Below are 21,640 nucleotides of genomic sequence, written 5' to 3'. Positions count from 1 at the left end.
ACGTAAACGCAGGCGCCTAGCGGCGCTTGCCCTTACGGTCGTCCTTGACATGGCCGCGGAATGTCCGCGTGGGAGCGAATTCGCCGAGCTTGTGCCCGACCATCGACTCAGTGACAAACACCGGGATGTGCTTGCGTCCGTCGTGTACGGCGATCGTGTGTCCGAGCATGTCGGGGATGATCATCGAACGGCGGGACCAGGTCTTGATGACGTTCTTGGTGCCCTTTTCGTTTTCCCTGGCTACCTTCACAAAGAGGTGCTGGTCAACGAAAGGACCTTTTTTCAGGCTGCGTGGCATGTGTCCAGGCTCCTATCGCTTGTTCTTGCCAGTACGACGGCGACGCACAATAAGCTTGTCGCTCTCTTTGTTGGGGCGGCGGGTGCGGCCTTCACGCTTACCGTTCGGGTTCACGGGGTTACGACCACCGGAAGTCTTACCTTCACCACCACCGTGCGGGTGGTCAACCGGGTTCATGGCGACACCACGGACGGTCGGGCGGACGCCCTTCCACCGCATACGGCCGGCCTTGCCCCAGTTGATGTTCGACTGCTCGGCGTTGCCAACTTCGCCGACGGTTGCGCGGCAGCGCACGTCAACGTTGCGGATTTCACCGGAGGGCAGACGCAGCTGGGCGAAGCGGCCTTCCTTGGCAACAAGCTGGATGGATGCGCCGGCGGAGCGGCCCATCTTGGCGCCGCCGCCCGGACGCAGTTCAACTGCGTGGATGACGGTACCCACCGGGATGTTGAGCAGCGGCAGGTTGTTACCGGGCTTGATGTCAGCACCGGCACCTGCCTCAACAACGTCCCCCTGGGAGAGCTTGTTGGGGGCGATGATGTAACGCTTGGTGCCATCAACGTAGTGCAGGAGGGCGATGCGAGCCGTGCGGTTCGGATCGTACTCGATTTCGGCAACGCGGGCGTTGACGCCGTCCTTGTCGTGGCGACGGAAGTCGATCAGACGGTACTGGCGCTTGTGTCCACCACCCTTGTGACGGGTGGTGATCTTACCGGTGTTGTTACGGCCGCCCTTCTTGGGCAGCGGACGTACCAACGACTTTTCCGGCGTCGACCGCGTGATTTCGATAAAGTCCGCTACGCTCGAGCCACGACGGCCCGGGGTAGTCGGCTTGTATTTACGGATTCCCATAATTTATTTCCTCGTTAAAGTGGTCTCCGCTACGCGAGCGGACCGCCGAAGATGTCGATGGTGCCTTCTTTGAGGGTGACAATCGCACGCTTGGTGTTCTTGCGGGTACCCCATCCGAATTTGGTGCGCTTGCGCTTACCGGCACGGTTGATGGTGTTGATCGATTCGACCTTGACGGAGAAGATCTTCTCCACGGCCAGCTTGATCTCGGTCTTGTTCGAACGGGGGTCCACCAGGAAGGTGTACTTGCCCTCGTCGATCAGGCCGTAGCTCTTTTCCGACACGACGGGTGCAAGCACGACGTCGCGGGGATCCTTGATGGTGGCTGCACTCACTTGGCATCCTCCTCGTTCTTTGCTGCCTTAGCGGCAACGAATGCGTCGTAGGCAGCCTTGGTGAAGACAACGTCATCAGAGACGAGAACGTCGTAGGTGTTCAGCTGGTCTGCGTACAGAACGTGAACGCCGGCGAGGTTGCGCACGGACAGTGCAGCAACATCGTTATCGCGCTCGATGACGACCAGCAGGTTCTTGCGGTCGGAAACGCCGCGGAGCGTTGCCAGGGCAGTCTTGGAAGACGGCTTGTCTCCTGCAACCAGCTCGGCGACAACGTGGATGCGACCGTTGCGGGCCCGGTCAGACAGTGCGCCGCGCAGGGCAGCAGCAATCATCTTCTTGGGGGTGCGCTGGCTGTAGTCACGCGGGGTGGGACCGTGGACAATGCCACCGCCGGTCATGTGCGGAGCACGGACGGAACCCTGACGGGCGCGGCCGGTACCCTTCTGCTTGAACGGCTTGCGTCCTGCACCGGAAACTTCAGCGCGGGTCTTGGTCTTGTGGGTTCCCTGGCGGGCAGCAGCGAGCTGGGCAACGACGACCTGGTGCAGCAGCGGCACGTTGGTCTGAACGTCGAAGATCTCTGCAGGCAGGTCAACCTGGACAGTGTTAGCCATTGAACTAGGCTCCCTTCACGGCGGTGCGTACGAGTACGACCTGGCCGCGGGCACCGGGAACGGCACCCTTGATCAGGAGCAGCGACTTCTCGACGTCAACCGCGTGGACCGTGAGGTTCAGCGTGGTGTGACGAACGGCGCCCATGCGGCCGGCCATTTTCATGCCCTTGAAGACGCGGCTCGGGGTGGATGCGCCACCGATTGAACCGGGCTTACGGTGGTTCTTGTGGGCACCGTGGGAAGCTCCAACGCCGTGGAAGCCGTGACGCTTCATAACACCGGCGAAGCCCTTACCCTTGGTGGTGCCGACGACGTCGATCTTCTGGCCGGCTTCGAAGAGCTCTACGGAGAGCTCCTGGCCCAGCTCGTACTCGGCAGCATCTGCGGTACGGAGTTCGACGACGTGACGGCGAGGCGTGACGCCTGCCTTTTCAAAGTGACCAGCCAGCGGCTTGGTGACCTTGCGGGGATCGATCTGGCCGTAGCCGATCTGAACGGCGACGTAGCCATCAGCGTCTGCATTGCGCAGCTGGGTGATGACGTTCGAGTCTGCCTGGACCACAGTGACGGGGATGAGCTTGTTGTTCTCGTCCCAGACCTGGGTCATGCCGAGCTTCGTGCCCAGCAGGCCCTTTACGTTACGGGTTGCGGTCATAGTTTCTCAGCACCTCCCTACAGCTTGATTTCGATGTTCACGTCAGCCGGCAGGTCGAGACGCATGAGCGAGTCAACAGCCTTCGGCGTGGGATCGATGATGTCGATAAGACGCTTGTGCGTGCGCATTTCAAAGTGCTCGCGGCTGTCCTTGTACTTGTGCGGAGAGCGGATAACGCAGTACACGTTCTTCTCCGTAGGCAGCGGCACGGGGCCAACTACCGTTGCGCCTGCGCGCGTGACCGTCTCAACGATCTTCCGTGCTGAAACGTCAATGACCTCGTGGTCGTATGACTTCAGCCGGATGCGGATTTTTTGTCCCGCCATGTCGCCTGACTCTCTTTCAGTCTGTGCTTCCCCGGTTTAGGGCTGCCCTGTTCACTTACACGTTGTATGGCTGCCGAAGCATTTGAGGTCGAACCACCATCCGCCGCACAAGCTGAATCCGGATAAATCCGGGTTCCTCAACCTGCCGGCGCAACCGACCCCCGCGGTCGGGCGTGTCGCGCTGAACACGCATACAAATCCGCAATTCCATTGGGGTGGGTTATGTTTGGTCTTCCACTTGGACCCTGCACCCGGCATTATCCGGATCGGGACGCGAAGAAGCGCTTGAACAACTCATCTAGTATGCCGGAAATACGCGGCAGATGCGAATCGGCCCTGAATCGGCGCCGGTCAGGACCATTGCAGCCAGCAGGAACCGGCTGGATGATAGGGGCATGACCCTGGAGAGCACTGAATCGGTGACGGAACTGGCCGGGCGCGTGCCGCCGTCGTTCATCCTTGGCGTCGCGGCAGCGGCGTTCCAGATTGAAGGCGCACTCAAGGCCGGAGGCCGCGGACCGTCTGGATGGGATGCCTTTGCGGAGAAGCCGGGAGCCATCCTGGACGGGCACTCCCCCGCAGTTGCATGCGACCACTACAACAGGCTTCCCGAAGACGTGGCGCTGCTGAAGGAACTGGGCGTTGATTCCTATCGGTTCTCACTCTCCTGGCCACGCATCCAACCTGACGGCCGGGGCGCCTTCAATGCCGAAGGCCTGGACTTCTACGACCGCCTGATCGACCAGCTGCTCGAAGCCGGTGTCTCCCCCATGGCAACGCTCTACCACTGGGACACCCCCTTGCCGCTGGAACACCGCGGCGGTTGGCTGAACCGGGACACCGCCGAGCGGTTCGGCGACTATGCCAGGGCCGCCGGTGAGCGGTTCGGGGACCGGGTGGCGCAGTGGGTCACGCTTAACGAACCGGTGTCGGTCACCCTCAACGGGTACGCGCTGGGGGTGCATGCGCCCGGCCGCCGGCTGTTGTTCGATGCCCTTCCGGCCATCCACCACCAGCTCCTGGCGCATGGACTCGGCGTGCAGGCGTTGCGGGCTGCGGGAGTAGCCGGCGGCATCGGACTGACCAACCTGCACTCCCCCGTCAGGCCCGCCACCCGGAAGATCGGCGACCGGCTGGTGGCGCACCTCTATGACCTGCTGATGAACAGGATCTATGCGGACCCGGTCCTGCTGGGCCGCTACCCCTCGCTGCCGTTGTACGCCAAACCCTGGCTTCGCTCCATCGGCAGGATCTCCGACGCGGACCTCAAAACCATCCACCAGCCCCTGGATTTCTACGGACTCAACTACTACTTCCCGGTAAAGGTGGCCTTGGGACCTGGTATTACACCCCTGCCTGCGGACATGCACCAGGAGCTCGCCAAGCTGCCCTTCCACGAGGTGGGCTACCCGGAGTACGGCAGCACGGGCTTCGGCTGGCCCGTGGCGCCGGAACACCTGGGCATCCTGCTGCAGGAAATGCGGGACCGGTACGGGCAGGCCCTGCCGCCGGTGTACATCACCGAGGGCGGCGCCAGTTTCCCGGAACCTGACCACGTATCCGGGACGCTCGAGGATCCCGACCGGGTGGAGTACCTGGCGGGACACCTGGGGGCGGCAATCGAGGCCACGGCCCCCGGCGGCATAGCGGAGGGAGTGGACCTGCGCGGCTATTTCGTGTGGACGCTCATGGACAACTTTGAGTGGGCGGCCGGCTATTCGCAGCGTTTTGGCCTGGTGCACGTGGACTTTGAGACGCTGCAGCGGACGCCGAAAAGGTCCTTTTACTGGTACCAGGCTCTGTCCCGCGCAAGAGGCGCCGCATCTGACTAGCCTGACCGGGATTTGCGGGTCACGCGTGTCCGGTGACAGTCAGGAAGATCAACACGCAATTCAGTCCCACGATCAGGGTTGCACTGGTCCAGCCGGCGATGCGGAGGGGCTTGGAATCCACGTGAATGCCCATCACCTTGCGGCTTCCGGTAAGCCGGATCAGCGGAATCAGCGCAAACGGGATGCCGAAGCTCAGGAGGACCTGGCTGAGGACCAGAGCCACCGTGGGTTCGATGCCCGCGCCCAGGACCAGCAACGCAGGTATCAGGGTCACGGTCCGGCGGACCAACAGCGGAATCCTCATCTTCAGCAGGCCGCCCATGATAGTGGCACCTGCATAACACCCAACGGAGGTGGACGCGAGCCCCGAGGCCAGCAGGCCTACTGCGAATACGACGCCGATGACCGGCCCCAGTGCCGACGTGACGGCCGCGTGGGCACCGGCAATGGTGTCAGTGCCTTCCACCCCCCGGAGGCTGGTGGCGGCCAGGAGCAGCATGGCGATATTCACGACGCCGGCAAGCAACAGGGCGCCGGCAACGTCCACGCGGGTGGTCCGGATGAATTGCGTCCTGATGGCAGGATCCTTCGAAAAGCCATGGCGGTCGCGGGCAAGGGCTGAGTGCAGGTAGATTGCGTGCGGCATGACGGTCGCCCCGAGCATGCTGGCGGCGAGCAGGACAGTATCGGTTCCCTCGAAGCGGGGCACCAGCCCGGCCAAGGCCCCGCCCGCGTCCGGCGGAGCGACGAACAGGCCCGAGACGAATCCCACGGCGATCACGCCAAGAAGGGTGAGGATTGCAAACTCGAAGGACTTCTGGCTCCGCCGCGACTGCAGGGCCAGCAGCAGCATGGAGGCCAGGCCGATGATGACCCCGCCGGCAAGCAGTGGCAGGCCGAACAGCAGGTTGAGCGCCACGGCCCCACCGATGACTTCGGCCAGATCCGTGGCCCCCGCAACGACTTCAGCCTGAACCCAGTAGGCGCGCCGTCGGCGAGTTCCCAGCCGCTGGCCGAGGATTTCCGGCAGGCTCATTCCGGTAGCGAGCCCAAGCTTGGCGGACTGGTACTGGATGAGGACGGCCATCGCATTGGCGGCCACGAGGACCCAGACCAGCAGGTACCCAAAGCTGGCACCGGCGGTCAGGTTGGCCGCCACGTTTCCGGGGTCCACATACGCAATGGCTGCCACGAAGGCAGGCCCCAGCAGCAGGAGGCGGGACCAGAACCCGGGGGTGGCGGTTCTCGCCGTCATAGTCGATACAGCCATTACACGTCCTCGTCATTGCGGCGTCACTAAGACGAGGATACCGCGAATTTAGGTGTACCGAAAAGTAGTTATAAGGGCTACCGGCAAAGCACTGGGCGGACTCGCTGCTACTGGTTTTTGTTAGCCCTGTTGATCCGCTTGGCCCGGTCGATCTCGTGCCGGAAGTTCCTTCTGACCCAGAAAACCCCGCCCACCACAACAACCGCGATGATCAGGAAAATAAGCCATCCCATGATGATCTCCTCTCAGTGCTGCAACAGTATCAGGGGCCGCTTTAACGAAAGAACGGCCCCGCTGCTTGAAGCAGCGGGGCCGTCCTAAGAGATCAGTAAGTTACTACTTGATGATCTTGGTAACGCGTCCCGAACCAACGGTGCGGCCGCCTTCGCGGATTGCGAAGCCGAGGCCCTCTTCCATAGCGATGGGCTGGATGAGCGCAACGGTCATCTCAGTGTTGTCGCCAGGCATAACCATTTCCGTGCCCTCGGGCAGGGTGATAACGCCGGTTACGTCCGTGGTACGGAAGTAGAACTGCGGGCGGTAGTTGGAGTAGAACGGGTTGTGACGTCCGCCTTCGTCCTTGGAGAGGATGTAGACGTTGGCCTCGAAGTCGGTGTGCGGGGTGATGGAACCCGGCTTGACGACAACCTGGCCACGCTCGACATCGTCGCGCTTCAGACCGCGGAGCAGCAGGCCACAGTTCTCGCCGGCCCATGCTTCGTCGAGCTGCTTGTGGAACATCTCGATACCGGTAACCGTGGTCTTCTGGACCGGGCGGATGCCGACGATCTCGACCTCGGAGTTGATGGCGAGGGTTCCACGCTCGGCGCGGCCCGTAACAACGGTGCCACGACCGGTGATGGTGAAGACATCTTCGATCGGCATCAGGAACGGCTTGTCGCGGTCACGTACGGGGTCCGGAACGGACTCGTCGACAGCAGCCATCAGGTCCTCAACGGACTTGACCCACTCGGGGTCGCCTTCCAGGGCCTTCAGGCCGGAAACGCGGACCACCGGAGCGTTGTCGCCATCGAAGCCCTGCGAGCTCAGGAGCTCACGAACTTCCATTTCGACGAGGTCGAGGAGTTCCTCGTCATCGACCATGTCAGCCTTGTTCAGCGCGACCAGCAGGTAGGGAACACCAACCTGGCGGGCGAGCAGAACGTGCTCGCGGGTCTGAGCCATCGGGCCGTCGGTAGCGGCAACCACGAGGATTGCGCCGTCCATCTGAGCAGCACCGGTGATCATGTTCTTGATGTAGTCAGCGTGGCCGGGGGCGTCAACGTGTGCGTAGTGACGCTTCTCGGTCTGGTACTCCACGTGGGAGATGTTGATGGTAATACCGCGCTGACGCTCTTCGGGTGCAGAGTCGATCGACGCGAAGTCACGCTTCTCGTTGAGATCCGGGTACTTGTCGTACAGCACCTTGGAAATGGCGGCCGTCAGCGTCGTCTTACCGTGGTCAACGTGACCAATGGTGCCGATGTTGACGTGCGGCTTAGTCCGCTCGAACTTTGCCTTTGCCACAGGTTCCTCCTAGAACGTTTACAAATAGCTTGCCCTCCAGCCGCGCTTGTCGCGGTAGAACTCAGGCAAGTCTACTTGGGGGGCTTTGGATTGGTGAAATCGCAGATTCAGGAACTAATACTAGTCCCCTGAGCCTGTTCGTGCAGGGGGCCGGCCTGGACCGGCCGGCCTCCTGCACCGGATTCGTTGACCTTGGTGGCCGCCGTACCCGGGGTGTTCGCTTTGAAAGTCCGGAAGGGACTACTCGCCGCGGGACTTCTGGATGATCTCGTCGGCAACAGCCTTCGGGACCTCGGCGTAGCTGTTGAACGTCATGGAGTACACAGCGCGGCCCTGGGTCTTGGAGCGCAGGTCACCGATGTAACCGAACATGCCGGACAGCGGCACGTGCGCACGGACAACCTTGACACCGGCGGCATCTTCCATGGACTGCATCTGGCCACGGCGGGAGTTGAGGTCGCCGATAACGTCACCCATGTATTCCTCAGGGGTGCGGACCTCTACATCCATCAGCGGTTCAAGCAGGACAGGGTTCGCCTTGCGCGCGGCTTCCTTGAAAGCCATGCGGCCAGCGATCTTGAACGCCATTTCCGAGGAGTCAACATCGTGGTACGCACCGTCAAGCAGAGTGGCCTTGATGCCGACAACCGGGTAACCGGCCAGGACGCCGTCGTTCAGCGCGTCCTGGATCCCCGCGTCAACAGACGGGATGTATTCGCGCGGAACGCGGCCACCGGTGACCTTGTTCTCGAACTCGTACAGCTCGCCCTCGGCGGTGTCCAGCGGCTCGATGGCAATCTGGACCTTTGCGAACTGGCCCGAACCACCGGTCTGCTTCTTGTGCGTGTAGTCGTGCTTCTCGACTGCGCGCTTGATGGTTTCGCGGTAAGCAACCTGCGGCTTGCCCACGTTGGCCTCGACCTTGAATTCGCGGCGCATGCGGTCCACCAGGATGTCCAGGTGGAGTTCGCCCATGCCGGCGATGATGGTCTGGCCGGTGTCTTCGTTGAGGGACACCTGGAAGGTGGGGTCCTCAGCGGAGAGCTTCTGGATGGCCGTGGAGAGCTTCTCCTGGTCACCCTTGGTGTTCGGCTCGATGGCCACGGAGATCACGGGCTCGGGGAAGCTCATGGACTCCAGGACGATCTGGTTGTTGGCATCGCACAGGGTGTCGCCCGTGGTGGTGTCCTTCAGGCCGATGGCTGCGTAGATGTGGCCAGCGGTAGCGGCGTCAACCGGCATTTCCTTGTTGGCGTGCATCTGGAACAGCTTGCCGATGCGCTCCTTCTTGCCCTTGGTGGAGTTGACCACCTGGGCACCGGACTCCACGTGACCGGAGTACACGCGGATGAAGGTGAGCTGGCCGAAGAACGGGTGCGCGGCAATCTTGAACGCCAGAGCAGAGAACGGCTCGTCGGCGGAAGGCTTGCGCGTCAGTTCCTTCTCTTCGTCCTTGGGATCGTGACCGATCATCGGGGGAACGTCGAGCGGGTTCGGCAGGTAGTCCACAACTGCATCGAGCATGGGCTGGACGCCGCGGTTCTTGAAGGCGGAGCCACAAAACACCGGGTACAGCTCGGAGTTGATGGTCATCTTGCGGATGCCGGCCTTGAGCTCGTCGATGGTGAGCTCTTCGCCTTCCAGGTACTTCTCCATGAGTTCCTCGGAGGACTCGGCGACGGTCTCAACGAGGTTCGCCCGGTACTCTTCGGCCTTCTCCTGGAGGTCCGCGGGGATCTCCTGGATTTCGTACTTGGCACCCATGGTCACGTCGCCCTTGGCGTCGCCCGGCCAAACCAGGGCACGCATGTAGAGCAGGTCGACGACGCCGATGAAGTCGTTCTCGGCACCGATGGGCAGCTGCATGACGAGCGGCTTGGCACCCAGGCGGCTGATGATGGTGTCTACGGTGAAGTAGAAGTCAGCACCGAGCTTGTCCATCTTGTTGACGAAGCAGATACGCGGCACGTTGTACTTGTCAGCCTGGCGCCACACGGTCTCGGACTGCGGCTCAACGCCTTCCTTGCCGTCGAAGACGGCAACTGCACCGTCGAGGACGCGCAGGGAGCGCTCAACCTCAACCGTGAAGTCCACGTGGCCGGGGGTGTCGATGATGTTGATCTGGTTGTTTTCCCAGAAGCAGGTGACGGCGGCAGACGTGATGGTGATGCCGCGTTCCTTTTCCTGTTCCATCCAGTCAGTGGTCGAAGCGCCGTCGTGCGTTTCGCCGATCTTGTGGTTCACACCCGTGTAGAACAGGATGCGCTCGGTTGTGGTGGTCTTGCCGGCATCAATGTGGGCCATGATGCCGATGTTGCGGACCTTGCTAAGGTCGGTAAGCACGTCCTGTGCCACGGGGTCTCCTTTTGGGATGGACTACACGTTCGCCGCCGGCTCGGTTGAGCCGGCGGCGGCCGGGGAGTATTACCAGCGGTAGTGTGCGAAGGCCTTGTTGGACTCGGCCATCTTGTGGGTGTCTTCGCGACGCTTCACAGCGGCACCGAGACCGTTGGACGCATCCAGGATTTCGTTCTGGAGGCGTTCGGTCATCGTCTTTTCACGGCGGGCCTTGGAGTAGCCAACCAGCCAACGCAGTGCGAGTGCGGTGGAACGGCCCGGCTTGACCTCAACCGGAACCTGGTAGGTGGCGCCACCGACACGGCGGGAGCGGACCTCGAGGGAAGGCTTGACGTTGTCCATGGCCTTCTTCAGGGCTGCAACGGGGTCGCCGCCGGACTTGGCGCGTGCGCCTTCGAGTGCACCGTAGACAATGCGCTCTGCCGTGGACTTCTTGCCGTCAACGAGCACCTTGTTGATGAGCTGGGTTACCAGCGGGGAACCGTATACCGGATCCGAAACGAGCGGCCGCTTGGGGGCCGGACCCTTGCGAGGCATATTACTTCTTCTCCATCTTTGCGCCGTAGCGGCTGCGGGCCTGCTTACGGTTCTTCACACCCTGGGTATCGAGGGCGCCACGGACGATCTTGTAGCGGACACCCGGGAGGTCCTTCACACGACCACCGCGAACGAGCACAATGGAGTGCTCCTGCAGGTTGTGGCCAACACCGGGGATGTAGGCGGTAACTTCCACGCCGCCGTTGAGGCGCACACGTGCCACCTTACGCAGAGCCGAGTTCGGCTTCTTCGGGGTGGTGGTGTAGACGCGGGTGCACACACCGCGGCGCATGGGGCTGCCCTTAAGCGCGGGAGCCTTGGTCTTTGAGACCTTAGGCGTGCGGCCCTTGCGGACCAGCTGGTTAATCGTAGGCACTCTCGTGTTCTCCGTTTTATCCGGAGTGGCTGTTTCCGGCCACTCTCCTGTTGCGTTGCCCCGCCGCCCGGGCCCTGAAGGGAATCTCCATGGCGGCGAAGGCGAAGCCTTAATAGTCGGATCGCACACCGGGACGAACGTACATTCCTGCAGTTCCCTAGGCATGCAAAAATGTGGCATACGTTGCACAAGAACCCTGCAAACCGGAAACGTCGCTCTGGTTTAGCCTTTCAGCTGATACCGGCGCTCTCATCCACTGCCACAATAACAATTGGTAACAAGTCTAGCATGGACAGGCTCCATGCCTTAATCGACGGGTTAAACGGGGATGGTCCCCCACCATCAGGTGAGGGACCATCCCTTCGGCTAAGCCAGATTCAGCGGATCAGCGGATCAGCGGAAGTCGTTGCCCAGGTCGTAGTCATCCAGCGGGATGGCGTGGAACTCGGGAGCTCCGTCACCGCCCAGGGTGTCGTACGAGAAGTCACTGAATGCGCTGGGGCCGGTGAACAGGTTGGCCTTTGCTTCTTCAGTGGGCTCGACGGTGACCTCGGTGTAGCGCGGGAGGCCCGTGCCGGCCGGGATCAGCTTACCGATGATGACGTTCTCCTTGAGGCCCAGCAGCGGGTCACTCTTGCCTTCCATGGCCGCCTGCGTCAGGACGCGGGTGGTCTCCTGGAAGGAAGCTGCGGACAGCCAGGACTCGGTGGCCAGCGATGCCTTGGTGATGCCCATGAGTTCAGGACGTCCGGAAGCCGGAGTCTTGCCCTCGGACACAACACGGCGGTTGGCTTCCTCGAACCGGCTGCGCTCGGCGAGCTCGCCGGGCAGCAGGTCGGATTCACCGGACTCGATGACCGTGACGCGGCGCAGCATCTGGCGGACGATAACCTCGACGTGCTTGTCGTGGATACCGATGCCCTGGCTGCGGTACACGCCCTGGACTTCGTCCACGAGGAACTTCTGTGCCGCACGCGGACCCATGATGCGCAGGACCTGCTTGGGGTCCACCGGGCCGTTGATCAGCTTCTGGCCGACGGAGACGTGGTCGCCGTCTTCGATCAGCAGGCGTGAGCGGCGCAGCACCGGGTAGGCGATCTCTTCCGAGCCGTCATCCGGGGTGATGACCAGGCGCATCTGGCGCTCGGACTCTTCGATGGTGATGCGGCCGGCTGCTTCAGCAATCGGTGCAACACCCTTCGGAGTACGGGCTTCGAAGAGCTCCTGGATACGGGGCAGACCCTGGGTGATGTCGTCGCCACCACCGGCGGAAACAGCACCACCGGTGTGGAACGTACGCATGGTCAGCTGGGTACCGGGCTCACCGATGGACTGTGCCGCGATGATGCCCACGGCCTCGCCGATGTCCACGGTCTTGCCGGTGGCCAGCGAACGGCCGTAGCACAGGGCGCAGGTGCCGACGCTGGACTCACAGGTGAGTACGGAGCGGACCTTGACCTCGGTGATGCCTGCCTTGAAGAGCTCGTCGATAACGACGTCGCCGCAGTCGGTGCCGGCGGCTGCGAGGACGTTGCCCTCGGAGTCCACGACGTCGACGGCCAGCGTACGTGCGTAAGCGCTGTTCTCGACGTTCTCGTCCAGGACCAGCTCACCGTTGGAGTCGGCGACGGCGATGGGCGTGACCAGGCCGCGCTCGGTGCCGCAGTCCTCTTCACGGACGATAACGTCCTGCGAGACGTCCACCAGACGACGGGTCAGGTAACCCGAGTTGGCGGTACGCAGGGCGGTATCGGCGAGGCCCTTACGGGCACCGTGCGTGGCGATAAAGTATTCCAGCACCGACAGGCCCTCGCGGTAGGAGGACTTGATGGGGCGCGGGATGATCTCACCCTTCGGGTTGGCCACGAGGCCACGGATACCCGCAATCTGGCGGACCTGCATCCAGTTACCACGTGCACCGGAGGACACCATGCGGTTGATGGTGTTCATCGGGGACAGGCTTTCACGCATCACCGAGGCGATGTCATTGGTGGCCTTGTTCCAGATCTCGATGAGTTCCTGGCGGCGCTCGTCGTCATCGATCAGGCCCTTGTCGTACTGGCCCTGGATCTTGGCGGCGCGCTCTTCGTACCCGGCAAGGATTTCCGGCTTGGCAGCAGGAACCTCGATGTCGGAGATGGCGACCGTGACGCCTGAACGGGTGGCCCAGTAGAAACCGGCATCCTTCAGGTTGTCCAGCGTTGCAGCGGTGACGACCTTCGGGTAGCGCTCGGCGAGGTCGTTGACGATGCGGGACAGTTCGCCCTTGTCGGCAACAGCCTCAACCCACGGGTAGTCCTCGGGCAGGGTCTCGTTGAAGATGACCTGGCCCAGGGAGGTTTCAACCAGGGCCGGCTGACCCTGCTCCCAGCCTTCGGGAGCTTCCCAGCCGGCGTACGGGACGAAGCCTTCGAGGCGGATCTTGACCTGCGAGTTCAGGTGCAGCTCGCGGGCGTCGAAGGCCATGATGGCTTCCGAAACCGAACCGAAGACGCGGCCTTCACCGGCTGAACCCTTGCGCTTGGTGGTCAGGTGGTACAGGCCGATGATCATATCCTGTGAAGGCAGGGTGACCGGACGTCCGTCGGAGGGCTTCAGGATGTTGTTCGAGGACAGCATCAGGATGCGGGCCTCAGCCTGCGCCTCGGGGCTCAGCGGCAGGTGGACTGCCATCTGGTCGCCGTCGAAGTCGGCGTTGAACGCGCCACAAACCAGCGGGTGCAGCTGGATTGCCTTGCCTTCAACGAGCTGCGGCTCGAACGCCTGGATGCCAAGGCGGTGCAGGGTAGGTGCACGGTTGAGCAGCACCGGGTGTTCGGTGATGATTTCTTCGAGCACGTCCCAGACCTGCGGGCGGTAGCGCTCCACCATCCGCTTGGCGGACTTGATGTTCTGGGCGTGGTTGAGGTCAACCAGGCGCTTCATCACGAACGGCTTGAAGAGCTCCAGGGCCATCTGCTTGGGCAGGCCGCACTGGTGCAGCTTCAGCTGCGGGCCGACGACGATGACCGAACGGCCGGAGTAGTCGACGCGCTTGCCGAGGAGGTTCTGGCGGAAACGGCCCTGCTTGCCCTTGAGCATGTCGCTCAGGGACTTCAGCGGACGGTTGCCCGGTCCAGTGACCGGACGGCCGCGGCGGCCGTTGTCGAAGAGGCTGTCAACAGCTTCCTGAAGCATGCGCTTCTCGTTGTTGACGATGATCTCCGGAGCACCCAGGTCAAGCAGGCGCTTGAGGCGGTTGTTGCGGTTGATCACGCGGCGGTACAGGTCGTTGAGGTCGGAGGTCGCGAAGCGGCCACCGTCCAGCTGGACCATGGGGCGCAGTTCCGGCGGGATCACCGGGACGGCGTCGAGGACCATGCCGAGCGGGCTGTTGTTGGTGGTCAGGAATGCGTTGACCACCTTCAGGCGCTTGAGGGCGCGGGTCTTGCGCTGGCCCTTGCCGTTGGCAATGACGTCGCGCAGTGCCTCGGACTCGGCCTGCATATCGAAGTTCTCAAGGCGCTTCTTGATGGCTTCGGCACCCATTGAGCCTTCGAAGTACATGCCGTAGCGGTCGCGCAGTTCGCGGTACAGGCCTTCGTCACCTTCGAGGTCGGCGACCTTCAGGTTCTTGAAGCGGTCCCAGACCTGCTCGAGGCGCTCGATGTCGGCGTCGGCACGCTTGCGCACGTTGGCCATCTGGCGGTCGGCGGAGTCGCGGGCCTTCTTCTTGTCAGCGGCCTTGGCGCCTTCGCCCTCCAGGCGGGCGATTTCGCCTTCGAGGTCGCGGGCGATCGCGGCGATGTCGGCGTCGCGGTTGTCGATCAGCTGCTTCTTCTCGATGTCGTGCTCAACCTGCAGGTTGGGCAGTTCCTCGTGGCGGGCAGCCTCGTCGACGCTGGTGATCATGTAGGCAGCGAAGTAAATGACCTTTTCGAGGTCCTTCGGAGCCAGGTCAAGGAGGTAGCCCAGGCGGGACGGAACACCCTTGAAGTACCAGATGTGGGTGACCGGTGCGGCCAGTTCGATGTGGCCCATGCGCTCACGGCGGACCTTGGCGCGGGTGACTTCGACGCCACAGCGCTCACAGATGATGCCCTTGAAGCGCACGCGCTTGTACTTGCCGCAGTAGCATTCCCAGTCGCGGGACGGGCCGAAGATCTTCTCGCAGAAGAGGCCGTCCTTCTCGGGCTTGAGCGTGCGGTAGTTGATGGTTTCCGGCTTCTTAACCTCGCCGTACGACCAGCCGCGGATGTCTTCCGCGGTGGCGAGGCCGATCTGCATGAGGCCGAAGGAGGATTCGCTGGACATATGGTCCCTGTTCTCTCTTGTTCTCTAAATTCTGAAGTCTTGGTGCGGGATGAGGGAGGCGGCGTACGACGGCGGGTTCCCACCCGCCGTCGTACGGGCGCCTGCTAGACCTCTTCTACGGAGCTGGGCTCTGCGCGAGACAGATCGATGCCCAGTTCCTCCGCAGCCGTGAAGACTGCGTCATCAGAGTCACGCATTTCAATTGTGGTTCCGTCCGTGGAAAGAACTTCCACGTTCAGGCACAGCGACTGCATTTCCTTGATCAAGACCTTGAAGGATTCGGGAACGCCCGGCTCGGGGATGTTCTCGCCCTTGACGATCGCTTCGTAGACCTTCACACGACCGTGGATGTCATCCGACTTGATCGTGAGGAGTTCCTGGAGCGTGTAGGCGGCGCCGTAAGCTTCGAGCGCCCACACTTCCATTTCACCGAAGCGCTGGCCACCGAACTGTGCCTTACCACCCAGCGGCTGCTGCGTGATCATGGAGTACGGACCGGTGGAGCGTGCGTGGATCTTGTCGTCCACCAGGTGGTGGAGCTTCAGGATGTACATGTAGCCGACCGAGATCGGATCCGGGAACGGCTCGCCGGAGCGGCCGTCAAACAGGCGGGTCTTGCCTGAGGAGTTGATCAGGCGGTCGCCGTCGCGGGTCACGTTGGTGGAATCCAGCAAGCCCGTGATTTCCTCTTCGCGGGCGCCATCGAACACCGGCGTTGCAACAGTGGTGGGACCACTCTCACGCGGCAGGTTAGGCAGCTGCTTGACCCACTCGGGCTCGCCTTCGATCTTCCAACCGGTCTTGGCAACCCAGCCGAGGTGCGTTTCGAGCACCTGGCCCACGTTCATACGGCCCGGAACACCCAGCGGGTTCAGGACGATGTCAACGGGGGTGCCGTCGGCAAGGAAGGGCATGTCCTCGATCGGGAGGATCTTGGAGATAACGCCCTTGTTGCCGTGGCGGCCGGCGAGCTTGTCGCCGTCGGTGATCTTGCGCTTGGCGGCCACGTACACGCGGACCAGCTGGTTGACGCCCGGGGGCAGTTCGTCGTCGTTGTCGCGGTCGAAGACGCGCACGCCGATGACGGTGCCGGACTCGCCGTGGGGCACCTTCAGGGAGGTGTCGCGAACTTCGCGGGACTTCTCGCCGAAGATGGCGCGCAGCAGGCGCTCCTCCGGGGTCAGTTCGGTTTCACCCTTCGGGGTGACCTTTCCGACCAGGATGTCCCCTGCTTCAACCTCGGCACCGATGTGGATGATGCCGCGCTCGTCCAGCCCTGCGAGGACTTCCTCCGACACGTTGGGGATGTCACGGGTGATTTCCTCGGCACCAAGCTTGGTGTCGCGGGCATCGATCTCGTGCTCCTCGATGTGGATGGAGGAGAGGACGTCCTCGGCAACGATGCGCTGCGAGAGGATGATGGCGTCCTCGAAGTTGTGGCCTTCCCATGACATGAATGCCACGAGCAGGTTCTTGCCGAGTGCCAGTTCACCCTGGTCCGTTGCCGGGCCGTCGGCGATGATGCCGCCAACTTCCAGGCGCTGGCCCTCGTTCACCAGGACGCGGTGGTTGTAGCAGTTGCCCTGGTTGGAGCGGGCGAACTTGTTGATGCGGTAGTTGGTCTCGGTGCCGTCGTCGTTGAGCATGATGACGAGCTCGGCGGAAACCTCGGTGACCACACCGGCCTTCTTGGCGATGACAACGTCACCGGCGTCGACGGCGGCGGCACGCTCCATGCCGGTGCCCACGACGGGGGCCTCGGAACGGACCAGCGGCACAGCCTGGCGCTGCATGTTGGCACCCATGAGTGCGCGGTTGGCGTCGTCGTGCTCCAGGAACGGGATCAGGGCCGTAGCCACGGACACCATCTGGCGCGGGGAAACGTCCATGAACTCAACGTCTTCGGCCGGAACCAGAACGGGCTCTCCCCCACCACCACGGGCACGGACCAGGACGGTGTCTTCCGAGAAGCGGTTGTTCTCGTCCAGCGGCGCGTTGGCCTGGGCGATCAGCACCTCAGCCTCGTCGTCTGCCGTCAGGTACTGGACGTCGTCGGAAACGACGCCGTCCTTGACCAGGCGGTACGGGGTCTCAATGAAGCCAAACGGGTTGATGCGTCCGTAGGATGCCAGCGAACCGATCAGACCAATGTTGGGGCCTTCAGGGGTTTCGATGGGGCACATACGTCCGTAGTGGGACGGGTGCACGTCACGGACTTCCATGCCGGCGCGGTCACGGGACAGACCGCCGGGGCCCAGGGCCGACAGGCGGCGCTTGTGGGTCAGGCCCGAGAGCGGGTTGTTCTGGTCCATGAACTGCGACAGCTGGGAGGTTCCGAAGAACTCCTTGATCGCTGCAACCACGGGGCGGATGTTGATCAGGGTCTGCGGCGTGATGGCCTCGACGTCCTGGGTGGTCATACGCTCGCGGACAACGCGCTCCATACGGGACAGGCCGGTGCGGACCTGGTTCTCGATGAGCTCGCCGACGGCGCGGATGCGGCGGTTGCCGAAGTGGTCGATGTCGTCGATCTCGACGCGCAGGTCAACTTCCTGGCCATCGCGGGTGCCCTTGATGGTCTTCTCGCCGGCGTGCAGCGCGACGAGGAACTTGATCATGGCAACGATGTCTTCAACGTGCAGGACAGAGGCTTCCTTGTCGCCAAGGGAGCGGTCGATGCCCAGCTTGCGGTTGATCTTGTAGCGGCCAACCTTGGCCAGATCGTAGCGCTTGGAGTTGAAGTACAGGTTGTCCAGCAGGGACTGGGCAGCCTCGACGGTGGGCGGCTCGCCCGGACGCAGCTTGCGGTAGATGTCCAGCAGGGCGTCTTCGCGGGTTTCGGTGGCGTCCTTCTCCAGGGTTGCCCGCATGGAGTCGTACTGGCCGAACTCTTCGAGGATCTGGCCTTCGGTCCAGCCAAGGGCCTTCAGCAGGACGGTGACGGACTGCTTGCGCTTGCGGTCGAGGCGCACGCCAACCTGGTCGCGCTTGTCGATCTCAAGCTCGAACCATGCACCGCGGGACGGAATGATCTTGGCAGTGAAGATGTCCTTGTCGCTGGTCTTGTCGGCGGCGCGCTCAAAGTAGGCGCCCGGCGAACGGACCAGCTGGGAGACGACGACACGCTCGGTGCCGTTGACGACGAAGGTGCCCTTCTCGGTCATCAGCGGGAAGTCACCCATGAACACGGTCTGCTGCTTGATTTCGCCCGTGTTGTTGTTCATGAACTCGGCCTTGACGTACAGCGGAGCCGAGTAGGTGGCGTCCCGGTCCTTGCACTCAGCCATGGTGTACTTGGGGTCAGCGAACTCCGGATCGGAGAAGCTCAGGGACATGGTGCCCTGGAAATCCTCGATCGGGGAGATCTCTTCGAAGATGTCCGACAGGCCGGACGTGGTGGCGACGCTGAGATCGTTTTCTTCGACAGCCTTTGCCACGCGTGCCTGCCAGCGCTCATTGCCGACCAGCCAGTCAAAGCTGTCCGTCTGCAGGGCAAGCAGATTCGGAACGTCAAGAGGTTCGTGAATCTTTGCGAATGAGAGCCGGCGAGTGGCACCATCAGTGCTGTCGGCAGTGTTAGCGGTTTCGTTATTAGAGGTGCTCGAGGCGACCAAGAGGGATCCTTCCACAGACCTTCAGGCGTTTTCAGATCTCCCCCGCTGTGCACCCTGCGAAGTGACTCCGCAGCGCTACCATCCGGTTCCGCTATATGACCCGGGACCCGGAACTGGCTATGCTGTGACCGTTGTTACGGCACGTTGATTGCCAGCTGCCGGGCGAAGCCCACCGCTATATGAAGGCTGAAGGTAAACAGGGAAGACGCAAATATCTACGATACGGCAAAACAACCTTCGTGTCTACCCCACATCCGGTCGGATTGCAAGCACCGGATATCCGGTCCCCGCTGCGGCCTCCTGGCCCCGCTGTCAGAGCCGGAGCGTCACGCCCGCTGCCGTGCACGCCGCGGAGTTGGCGAAGACGGCATCCCTGACTGCGTCCTGGGATTCCTGCGCCGGCTTGCCGCCGGACTCCGCTGCCGAGGACCGGTCCATCGCCAGCAGGCCCAGGGAACTGAACAGCCCCCTGAGGTCACCCGAGACCGTGTCCTTGGCGTCCTGGGCCTTCAGGTACACGTCTTCGTAGCCGTTGGAGTCGGTGGGAGACACGGCTCCGTAGTCCGCCACCAGCTTGTTGAAGAGCTCGCAGGCTTCCCGGGTGGCGGCCGCGTTGGCGCCCTGGCTAGCCGTGCCGGTTGCGGGCCTGCTGCTCTCCATTCCCCGCCCCGGGGCCAGAGAGGATGGGCTGGACTGGGCCGAGTCCACCGGTGCCGGCGTGGACGGTGCCGGCGTGGACACAGAACAGGCCGCCAGCGCGCAACCTGCAGCTACCGCGATCGCTGCCGTTGTCACTGTCTTCTTAATGATCCCCACTCCGTCCGTCCCGCCTGCCGGCCGGTTCCGCGCAAAGCGCATCCCCCGCAAAGCCTCGCCATCCACCCTACGCAAGCAGCCGCCGTCGTGCACCATGCGGTGATGGGCACCGCTCCCCTGCCGGGCATGCACCGAAGCCAGGAATGCACATAGGCGTTCCAGCGTTTGAATAGTTGGGTGACCAGGCTCACGATAGCCTTGGTGGCCTACACCGGAACCGGATTGAAAGTGGTAACCATGGTCAACTCTCCTGACAGCAGCGACGTTGTCATCCTCGGGGCGGCACGGACTCCGCAGGGTCGGATCAACGGACAACTCTCGAGCCTCACGGCAGTGGACCTCGGTGCCCACGCCATCAAGGCCGCGCTGGAAGGCAGCGGCGTGGAGTCCGCCGACGTGGAGGCGGTCATCATGGGGCAGGTGCTCCAGGCGGGGGCCGGACAGAACCCGGCCCGGCAGAGCGCCATCGGCGCCGGTATCGGCTGGAACGTCCCGGCGGTAACGGTCAACAAGGTGTGCCTTTCCGGCCTGACGGCGGTAATCGACGCCGCCCGCATGATCCGCGCCGGCGAGGCAGCTGTGGTGGTGGCAGGCGGGCAGGAGTCGATGAGCCGGGCCCCGCACCTGCTTCCCGGATCACGCCAAGGATGGACGTACGGATCCATCCAGGCGTTGGACGCTGCCGCACACGATGGCCTGACCGACGCCTTTGACGGGCAGTCCATGGGCCTGTCCACCGAGACGCGCAACCTCACGCTGGGCATCGACCGAACGTCCCAGGACAACGTAGCGGCCCAGTCGCACCAGCGCGCCGCGCTTGCGGCAAAGAACGGAACGTTCGACGGCGAGATCGCACCTGTCAGCGTCAAGCAGCGCAAGGGCGACCCCCTGGTGGTGGATACCGACGAGGGCGTCCGCCCGAATACGTCAGTGGAGTCGCTGGCCGGCCTGCGCGCGGCCTTCGTCACCGACGGAACCATCACGGCTGGAAACTCTTCTCCCCTGTCCGACGGCGCCGCCGCCCTGGTGCTTTCTTCGCGCGGCTACGCAGAAGAGCATGGGCTGGAATACCTGGCGGTGGTGGGAAAGCCGGGGCAGGTTGCAGGTCCTGACAACTCCCTGCACTCCCAGCCTTCGAACGCCATCATGAATGCCCTCGGCAAGGCCGGCTGGAACACCTCGGACCTCGACTTCATCGAGATCAACGAGGCTTTCGGCTCCGTCGCCGTCCAGTCCCTCAAGGACCTGGACTACCCTCTGGAAAAGTGCAACATCCACGGCGGTGCCATCGCACTTGGGCACCCGATTGGGGCCTCCGGGGCCCGACTGGCCGCCCACGCTGCCCATGAGCTGAAGCGGCGCGGCACCGGCAAGGCTGCCGTAGCCCTCTGCGGCGGGGGCGGGCAGGGCGAGGCCCTCCTGCTGTACCGCGACTGATGGCGGGCGCATCGGGTAACGGAGCGGACGGCGTCGGGCAGGAACGTTTCCTGGCCGACGCCGAGGCCCGGGGCCTGCAGGTTGAGGTAGTGGAGCGGCCCGCGGCGAAGAGCCTCGAAGAGGCAGCGGAAATCTTGGGCATCAGCCCGGCGGACATCGTCAAGTCCCTGGTGGTAAAACACAAGGACGGCACCTTCCTGTTCGCCCTGATCCCGGGCGATCGGCAAATCTCCTGGCCCAAGCTGCGTACGCTGGTGGGCGTCAACAAGCTGTCCCTGCCGCCTGCGGAAACCGCACTGGAAGCGACCGGTTACGAGCGGGGCACCATCACGCCCCTGGGCAGCACCACTTCCTGGCCTGTCTACGCGGATGCCACCATTACCGGACGCCGCATCTCCATGGGGGCCGGCGCCCACGGCTACAGCGCCTTTGTTGATGCCGACGCGCTCACGTCGGCCCTGGACGCGGTGGTGGCCGATATCAGCGAGCCAGGCTAG

At 63.1% G+C, this 21,640-nt stretch carries 18 protein-coding genes; 3 read left to right on the top strand and 15 right to left on the bottom strand.

Annotated features, from left to right (window positions below; all coding sequences use genetic code 11):
* Nucleotides 1–16 precede the first annotated feature (16 nt).
* From rpsS to rpsJ, 6 genes are read right to left on the bottom strand one after another with little or no spacing between them, the layout of a single operon-like run.
* The gene (gene rpsS / locus FBY30_RS12135; protein ID WP_003803803.1) at nt 17–298 is read right to left on the bottom strand and encodes a 30S ribosomal protein S19; all 282 of its coding nucleotides are present in this window, start codon (nt 296–298) and stop codon (nt 17–19) included.
* 12 nt (nt 299–310) lie between these two features.
* Nucleotides 311–1,150, bottom strand: coding sequence for a 50S ribosomal protein L2 (gene rplB / locus FBY30_RS12130; protein WP_026264302.1), 840 nt, complete (start codon nt 1,148–1,150; stop codon nt 311–313).
* A gap of 29 nt (nt 1,151–1,179) precedes the next feature.
* A complete protein-coding gene (gene rplW / locus FBY30_RS12125) occupies nt 1,180–1,485 on the bottom strand; it encodes a 50S ribosomal protein L23 (RefSeq protein ID WP_011692807.1) in 306 nt (101 codons plus the stop codon).
* Nucleotides 1,482–2,102 (bottom strand): 50S ribosomal protein L4, encoded by a 621-nt coding sequence (gene rplD, locus FBY30_RS12120; RefSeq protein WP_142133087.1) that lies wholly within the window; start codon nt 2,100–2,102, stop codon nt 1,482–1,484. Before rplD ends, rplW begins: the two co-directional genes overlap by 4 nt.
* A 4-nt stretch (nt 2,103–2,106) precedes the next feature.
* Entirely contained in the window at nt 2,107–2,757 is a 651-nt protein-coding gene (gene rplC, locus FBY30_RS12115) for a 50S ribosomal protein L3 (RefSeq protein WP_142133086.1), read from the bottom strand.
* Between the two features lie 17 nt (nt 2,758–2,774).
* The gene (gene rpsJ, locus FBY30_RS12110; RefSeq protein WP_003803825.1) at nt 2,775–3,083 is read right to left on the bottom strand and encodes a 30S ribosomal protein S10; all 309 of its coding nucleotides are present in this window, start codon (nt 3,081–3,083) and stop codon (nt 2,775–2,777) included.
* Nucleotides 3,084–3,478: 395 nt separating this feature from the next.
* On the opposite strand from rpsJ, the gene FBY30_RS12105 reads away from it, so the two are divergent.
* Nucleotides 3,479–4,915 carry a GH1 family beta-glucosidase gene (locus FBY30_RS12105; RefSeq protein ID WP_142133085.1) on the top strand — a complete coding sequence of 479 codons (1,437 nt, stop codon included), beginning with the start codon at nt 3,479–3,481 and terminating at the stop codon, nt 4,913–4,915.
* A 19-nt stretch (nt 4,916–4,934) separates the two neighbouring features.
* Here FBY30_RS12105 and FBY30_RS12100 read toward each other — a convergent pair whose 3' ends face one another.
* From FBY30_RS12100 to FBY30_RS12065, 9 genes are all read right to left on the bottom strand, one after another.
* Nucleotides 4,935–6,185: an Nramp family divalent metal transporter gene (locus FBY30_RS12100; protein ID WP_235009432.1), complete on the bottom strand. Its 1,251-nt coding sequence runs from the start codon at nt 6,183–6,185 to the stop codon at nt 4,935–4,937.
* A gap of 107 nt (nt 6,186–6,292) precedes the next feature.
* On the bottom strand, nt 6,293–6,418 hold the full coding sequence (locus FBY30_RS21135; protein WP_268815694.1) for a hypothetical protein: 126 nt from the start codon (nt 6,416–6,418) through the stop codon (nt 6,293–6,295).
* 103 nt (nt 6,419–6,521) lie between these two features.
* Nucleotides 6,522–7,712 (bottom strand): elongation factor Tu, encoded by a 1,191-nt coding sequence (tuf, locus tag FBY30_RS12095; protein WP_141159762.1) that lies wholly within the window; start codon nt 7,710–7,712, stop codon nt 6,522–6,524.
* A gap of 240 nt (nt 7,713–7,952) precedes the next feature.
* Nucleotides 7,953–10,067: an elongation factor G gene (gene fusA, locus FBY30_RS12090; protein WP_142133084.1), complete on the bottom strand. Its 2,115-nt coding sequence runs from the start codon at nt 10,065–10,067 to the stop codon at nt 7,953–7,955.
* A gap of 69 nt (nt 10,068–10,136) precedes the next feature.
* A complete protein-coding gene (rpsG, locus tag FBY30_RS12085) occupies nt 10,137–10,607 on the bottom strand; it encodes a 30S ribosomal protein S7 (protein WP_003803829.1) in 471 nt (156 codons plus the stop codon).
* A 1-nt stretch (nt 10,608) separates the two neighbouring features.
* Entirely contained in the window at nt 10,609–10,983 is a 375-nt protein-coding gene (gene rpsL, locus FBY30_RS12080; RefSeq protein ID WP_009358312.1) for a 30S ribosomal protein S12, read from the bottom strand.
* Nucleotides 10,984–11,376: 393 nt separating this feature from the next.
* The gene (locus FBY30_RS12075) at nt 11,377–15,276 is read right to left on the bottom strand and encodes a DNA-directed RNA polymerase subunit beta' (protein WP_142133083.1); all 3,900 of its coding nucleotides are present in this window, start codon (nt 15,274–15,276) and stop codon (nt 11,377–11,379) included.
* A gap of 104 nt (nt 15,277–15,380) precedes the next feature.
* Nucleotides 15,381–18,890, bottom strand: coding sequence for a DNA-directed RNA polymerase subunit beta (gene rpoB, locus FBY30_RS12070; protein WP_142133082.1), 3,510 nt, complete (start codon nt 18,888–18,890; stop codon nt 15,381–15,383).
* A 312-nt stretch (nt 18,891–19,202) separates the two neighbouring features.
* Nucleotides 19,203–19,550, bottom strand: a complete 348-nt coding sequence (locus tag FBY30_RS12065) for a hypothetical protein (RefSeq protein WP_235009431.1) — start codon at nt 19,548–19,550, stop codon at nt 19,203–19,205.
* Between the two features lie 393 nt (nt 19,551–19,943).
* Between FBY30_RS12065 and FBY30_RS12060 the strand changes: the two genes are divergently transcribed.
* Together FBY30_RS12060 and FBY30_RS12055 are read left to right on the top strand one after the other, a co-directional pair.
* The gene (locus FBY30_RS12060; protein WP_142135218.1) at nt 19,944–21,143 is read left to right on the top strand and encodes an acetyl-CoA C-acetyltransferase; all 1,200 of its coding nucleotides are present in this window, start codon (nt 19,944–19,946) and stop codon (nt 21,141–21,143) included.
* Nucleotides 21,143–21,640: an aminoacyl-tRNA deacylase gene (locus FBY30_RS12055; RefSeq protein ID WP_142133081.1), complete on the top strand. Its 498-nt coding sequence runs from the start codon at nt 21,143–21,145 to the stop codon at nt 21,638–21,640. Before FBY30_RS12060 ends, FBY30_RS12055 begins: the two co-directional genes overlap by 1 nt.

It is taken from the genome of Arthrobacter sp. SLBN-83 (assembly GCF_006715285.1).
Classification (GTDB): domain Bacteria; phylum Actinomycetota; class Actinomycetes; order Actinomycetales; family Micrococcaceae; genus Arthrobacter.
This window is presented reverse-complemented; position numbering and strand designations above follow the sequence as displayed.

Excerpts from the sequence above, each read along its gene's own strand:
- rpsS (WP_003803803.1), bottom strand. The coding sequence starts at position 298 with ATGCCACGCAGCCTGAAAAAAGGTCCTTTCGTTGACCAGCACCTCTTT.
- rplB (WP_026264302.1), bottom strand. The coding sequence starts at position 1,150 with ATGGGAATCCGTAAATACAAGCCGACTACCCCGGGCCGTCGTGGCTCG.
- rplD (WP_142133087.1), bottom strand. The coding sequence starts at position 2,102 with ATGGCTAACACTGTCCAGGTTGACCTGCCTGCAGAGATCTTCGACGTT.
- rplC (WP_142133086.1), bottom strand. The coding sequence starts at position 2,757 with ATGACCGCAACCCGTAACGTAAAGGGCCTGCTGGGCACGAAGCTCGGC.
- rpsJ (WP_003803825.1), bottom strand. The coding sequence starts at position 3,083 with ATGGCGGGACAAAAAATCCGCATCCGGCTGAAGTCATACGACCACGAG.
- FBY30_RS12105 (WP_142133085.1), top strand. The coding sequence starts at position 3,479 with ATGACCCTGGAGAGCACTGAATCGGTGACGGAACTGGCCGGGCGCGTG.
- FBY30_RS12100 (WP_235009432.1), bottom strand. The coding sequence starts at position 6,185 with ATGGCTGTATCGACTATGACGGCGAGAACCGCCACCCCCGGGTTCTGG.
- FBY30_RS21135 (WP_268815694.1), bottom strand. The coding sequence starts at position 6,418 with ATGGGATGGCTTATTTTCCTGATCATCGCGGTTGTTGTGGTGGGCGGG.
- rpsG (WP_003803829.1), bottom strand. The coding sequence starts at position 10,607 with ATGCCTCGCAAGGGTCCGGCCCCCAAGCGGCCGCTCGTTTCGGATCCG.
- FBY30_RS12075 (WP_142133083.1), bottom strand. The coding sequence starts at position 15,276 with ATGTCCAGCGAATCCTCCTTCGGCCTCATGCAGATCGGCCTCGCCACC.
- FBY30_RS12065 (WP_235009431.1), bottom strand. The coding sequence starts at position 19,550 with ATGGAGAGCAGCAGGCCCGCAACCGGCACGGCTAGCCAGGGCGCCAAC.
- FBY30_RS12060 (WP_142135218.1), top strand. The coding sequence starts at position 19,944 with ATGGTCAACTCTCCTGACAGCAGCGACGTTGTCATCCTCGGGGCGGCA.
- FBY30_RS12055 (WP_142133081.1), top strand. The coding sequence starts at position 21,143 with ATGGCGGGCGCATCGGGTAACGGAGCGGACGGCGTCGGGCAGGAACGT.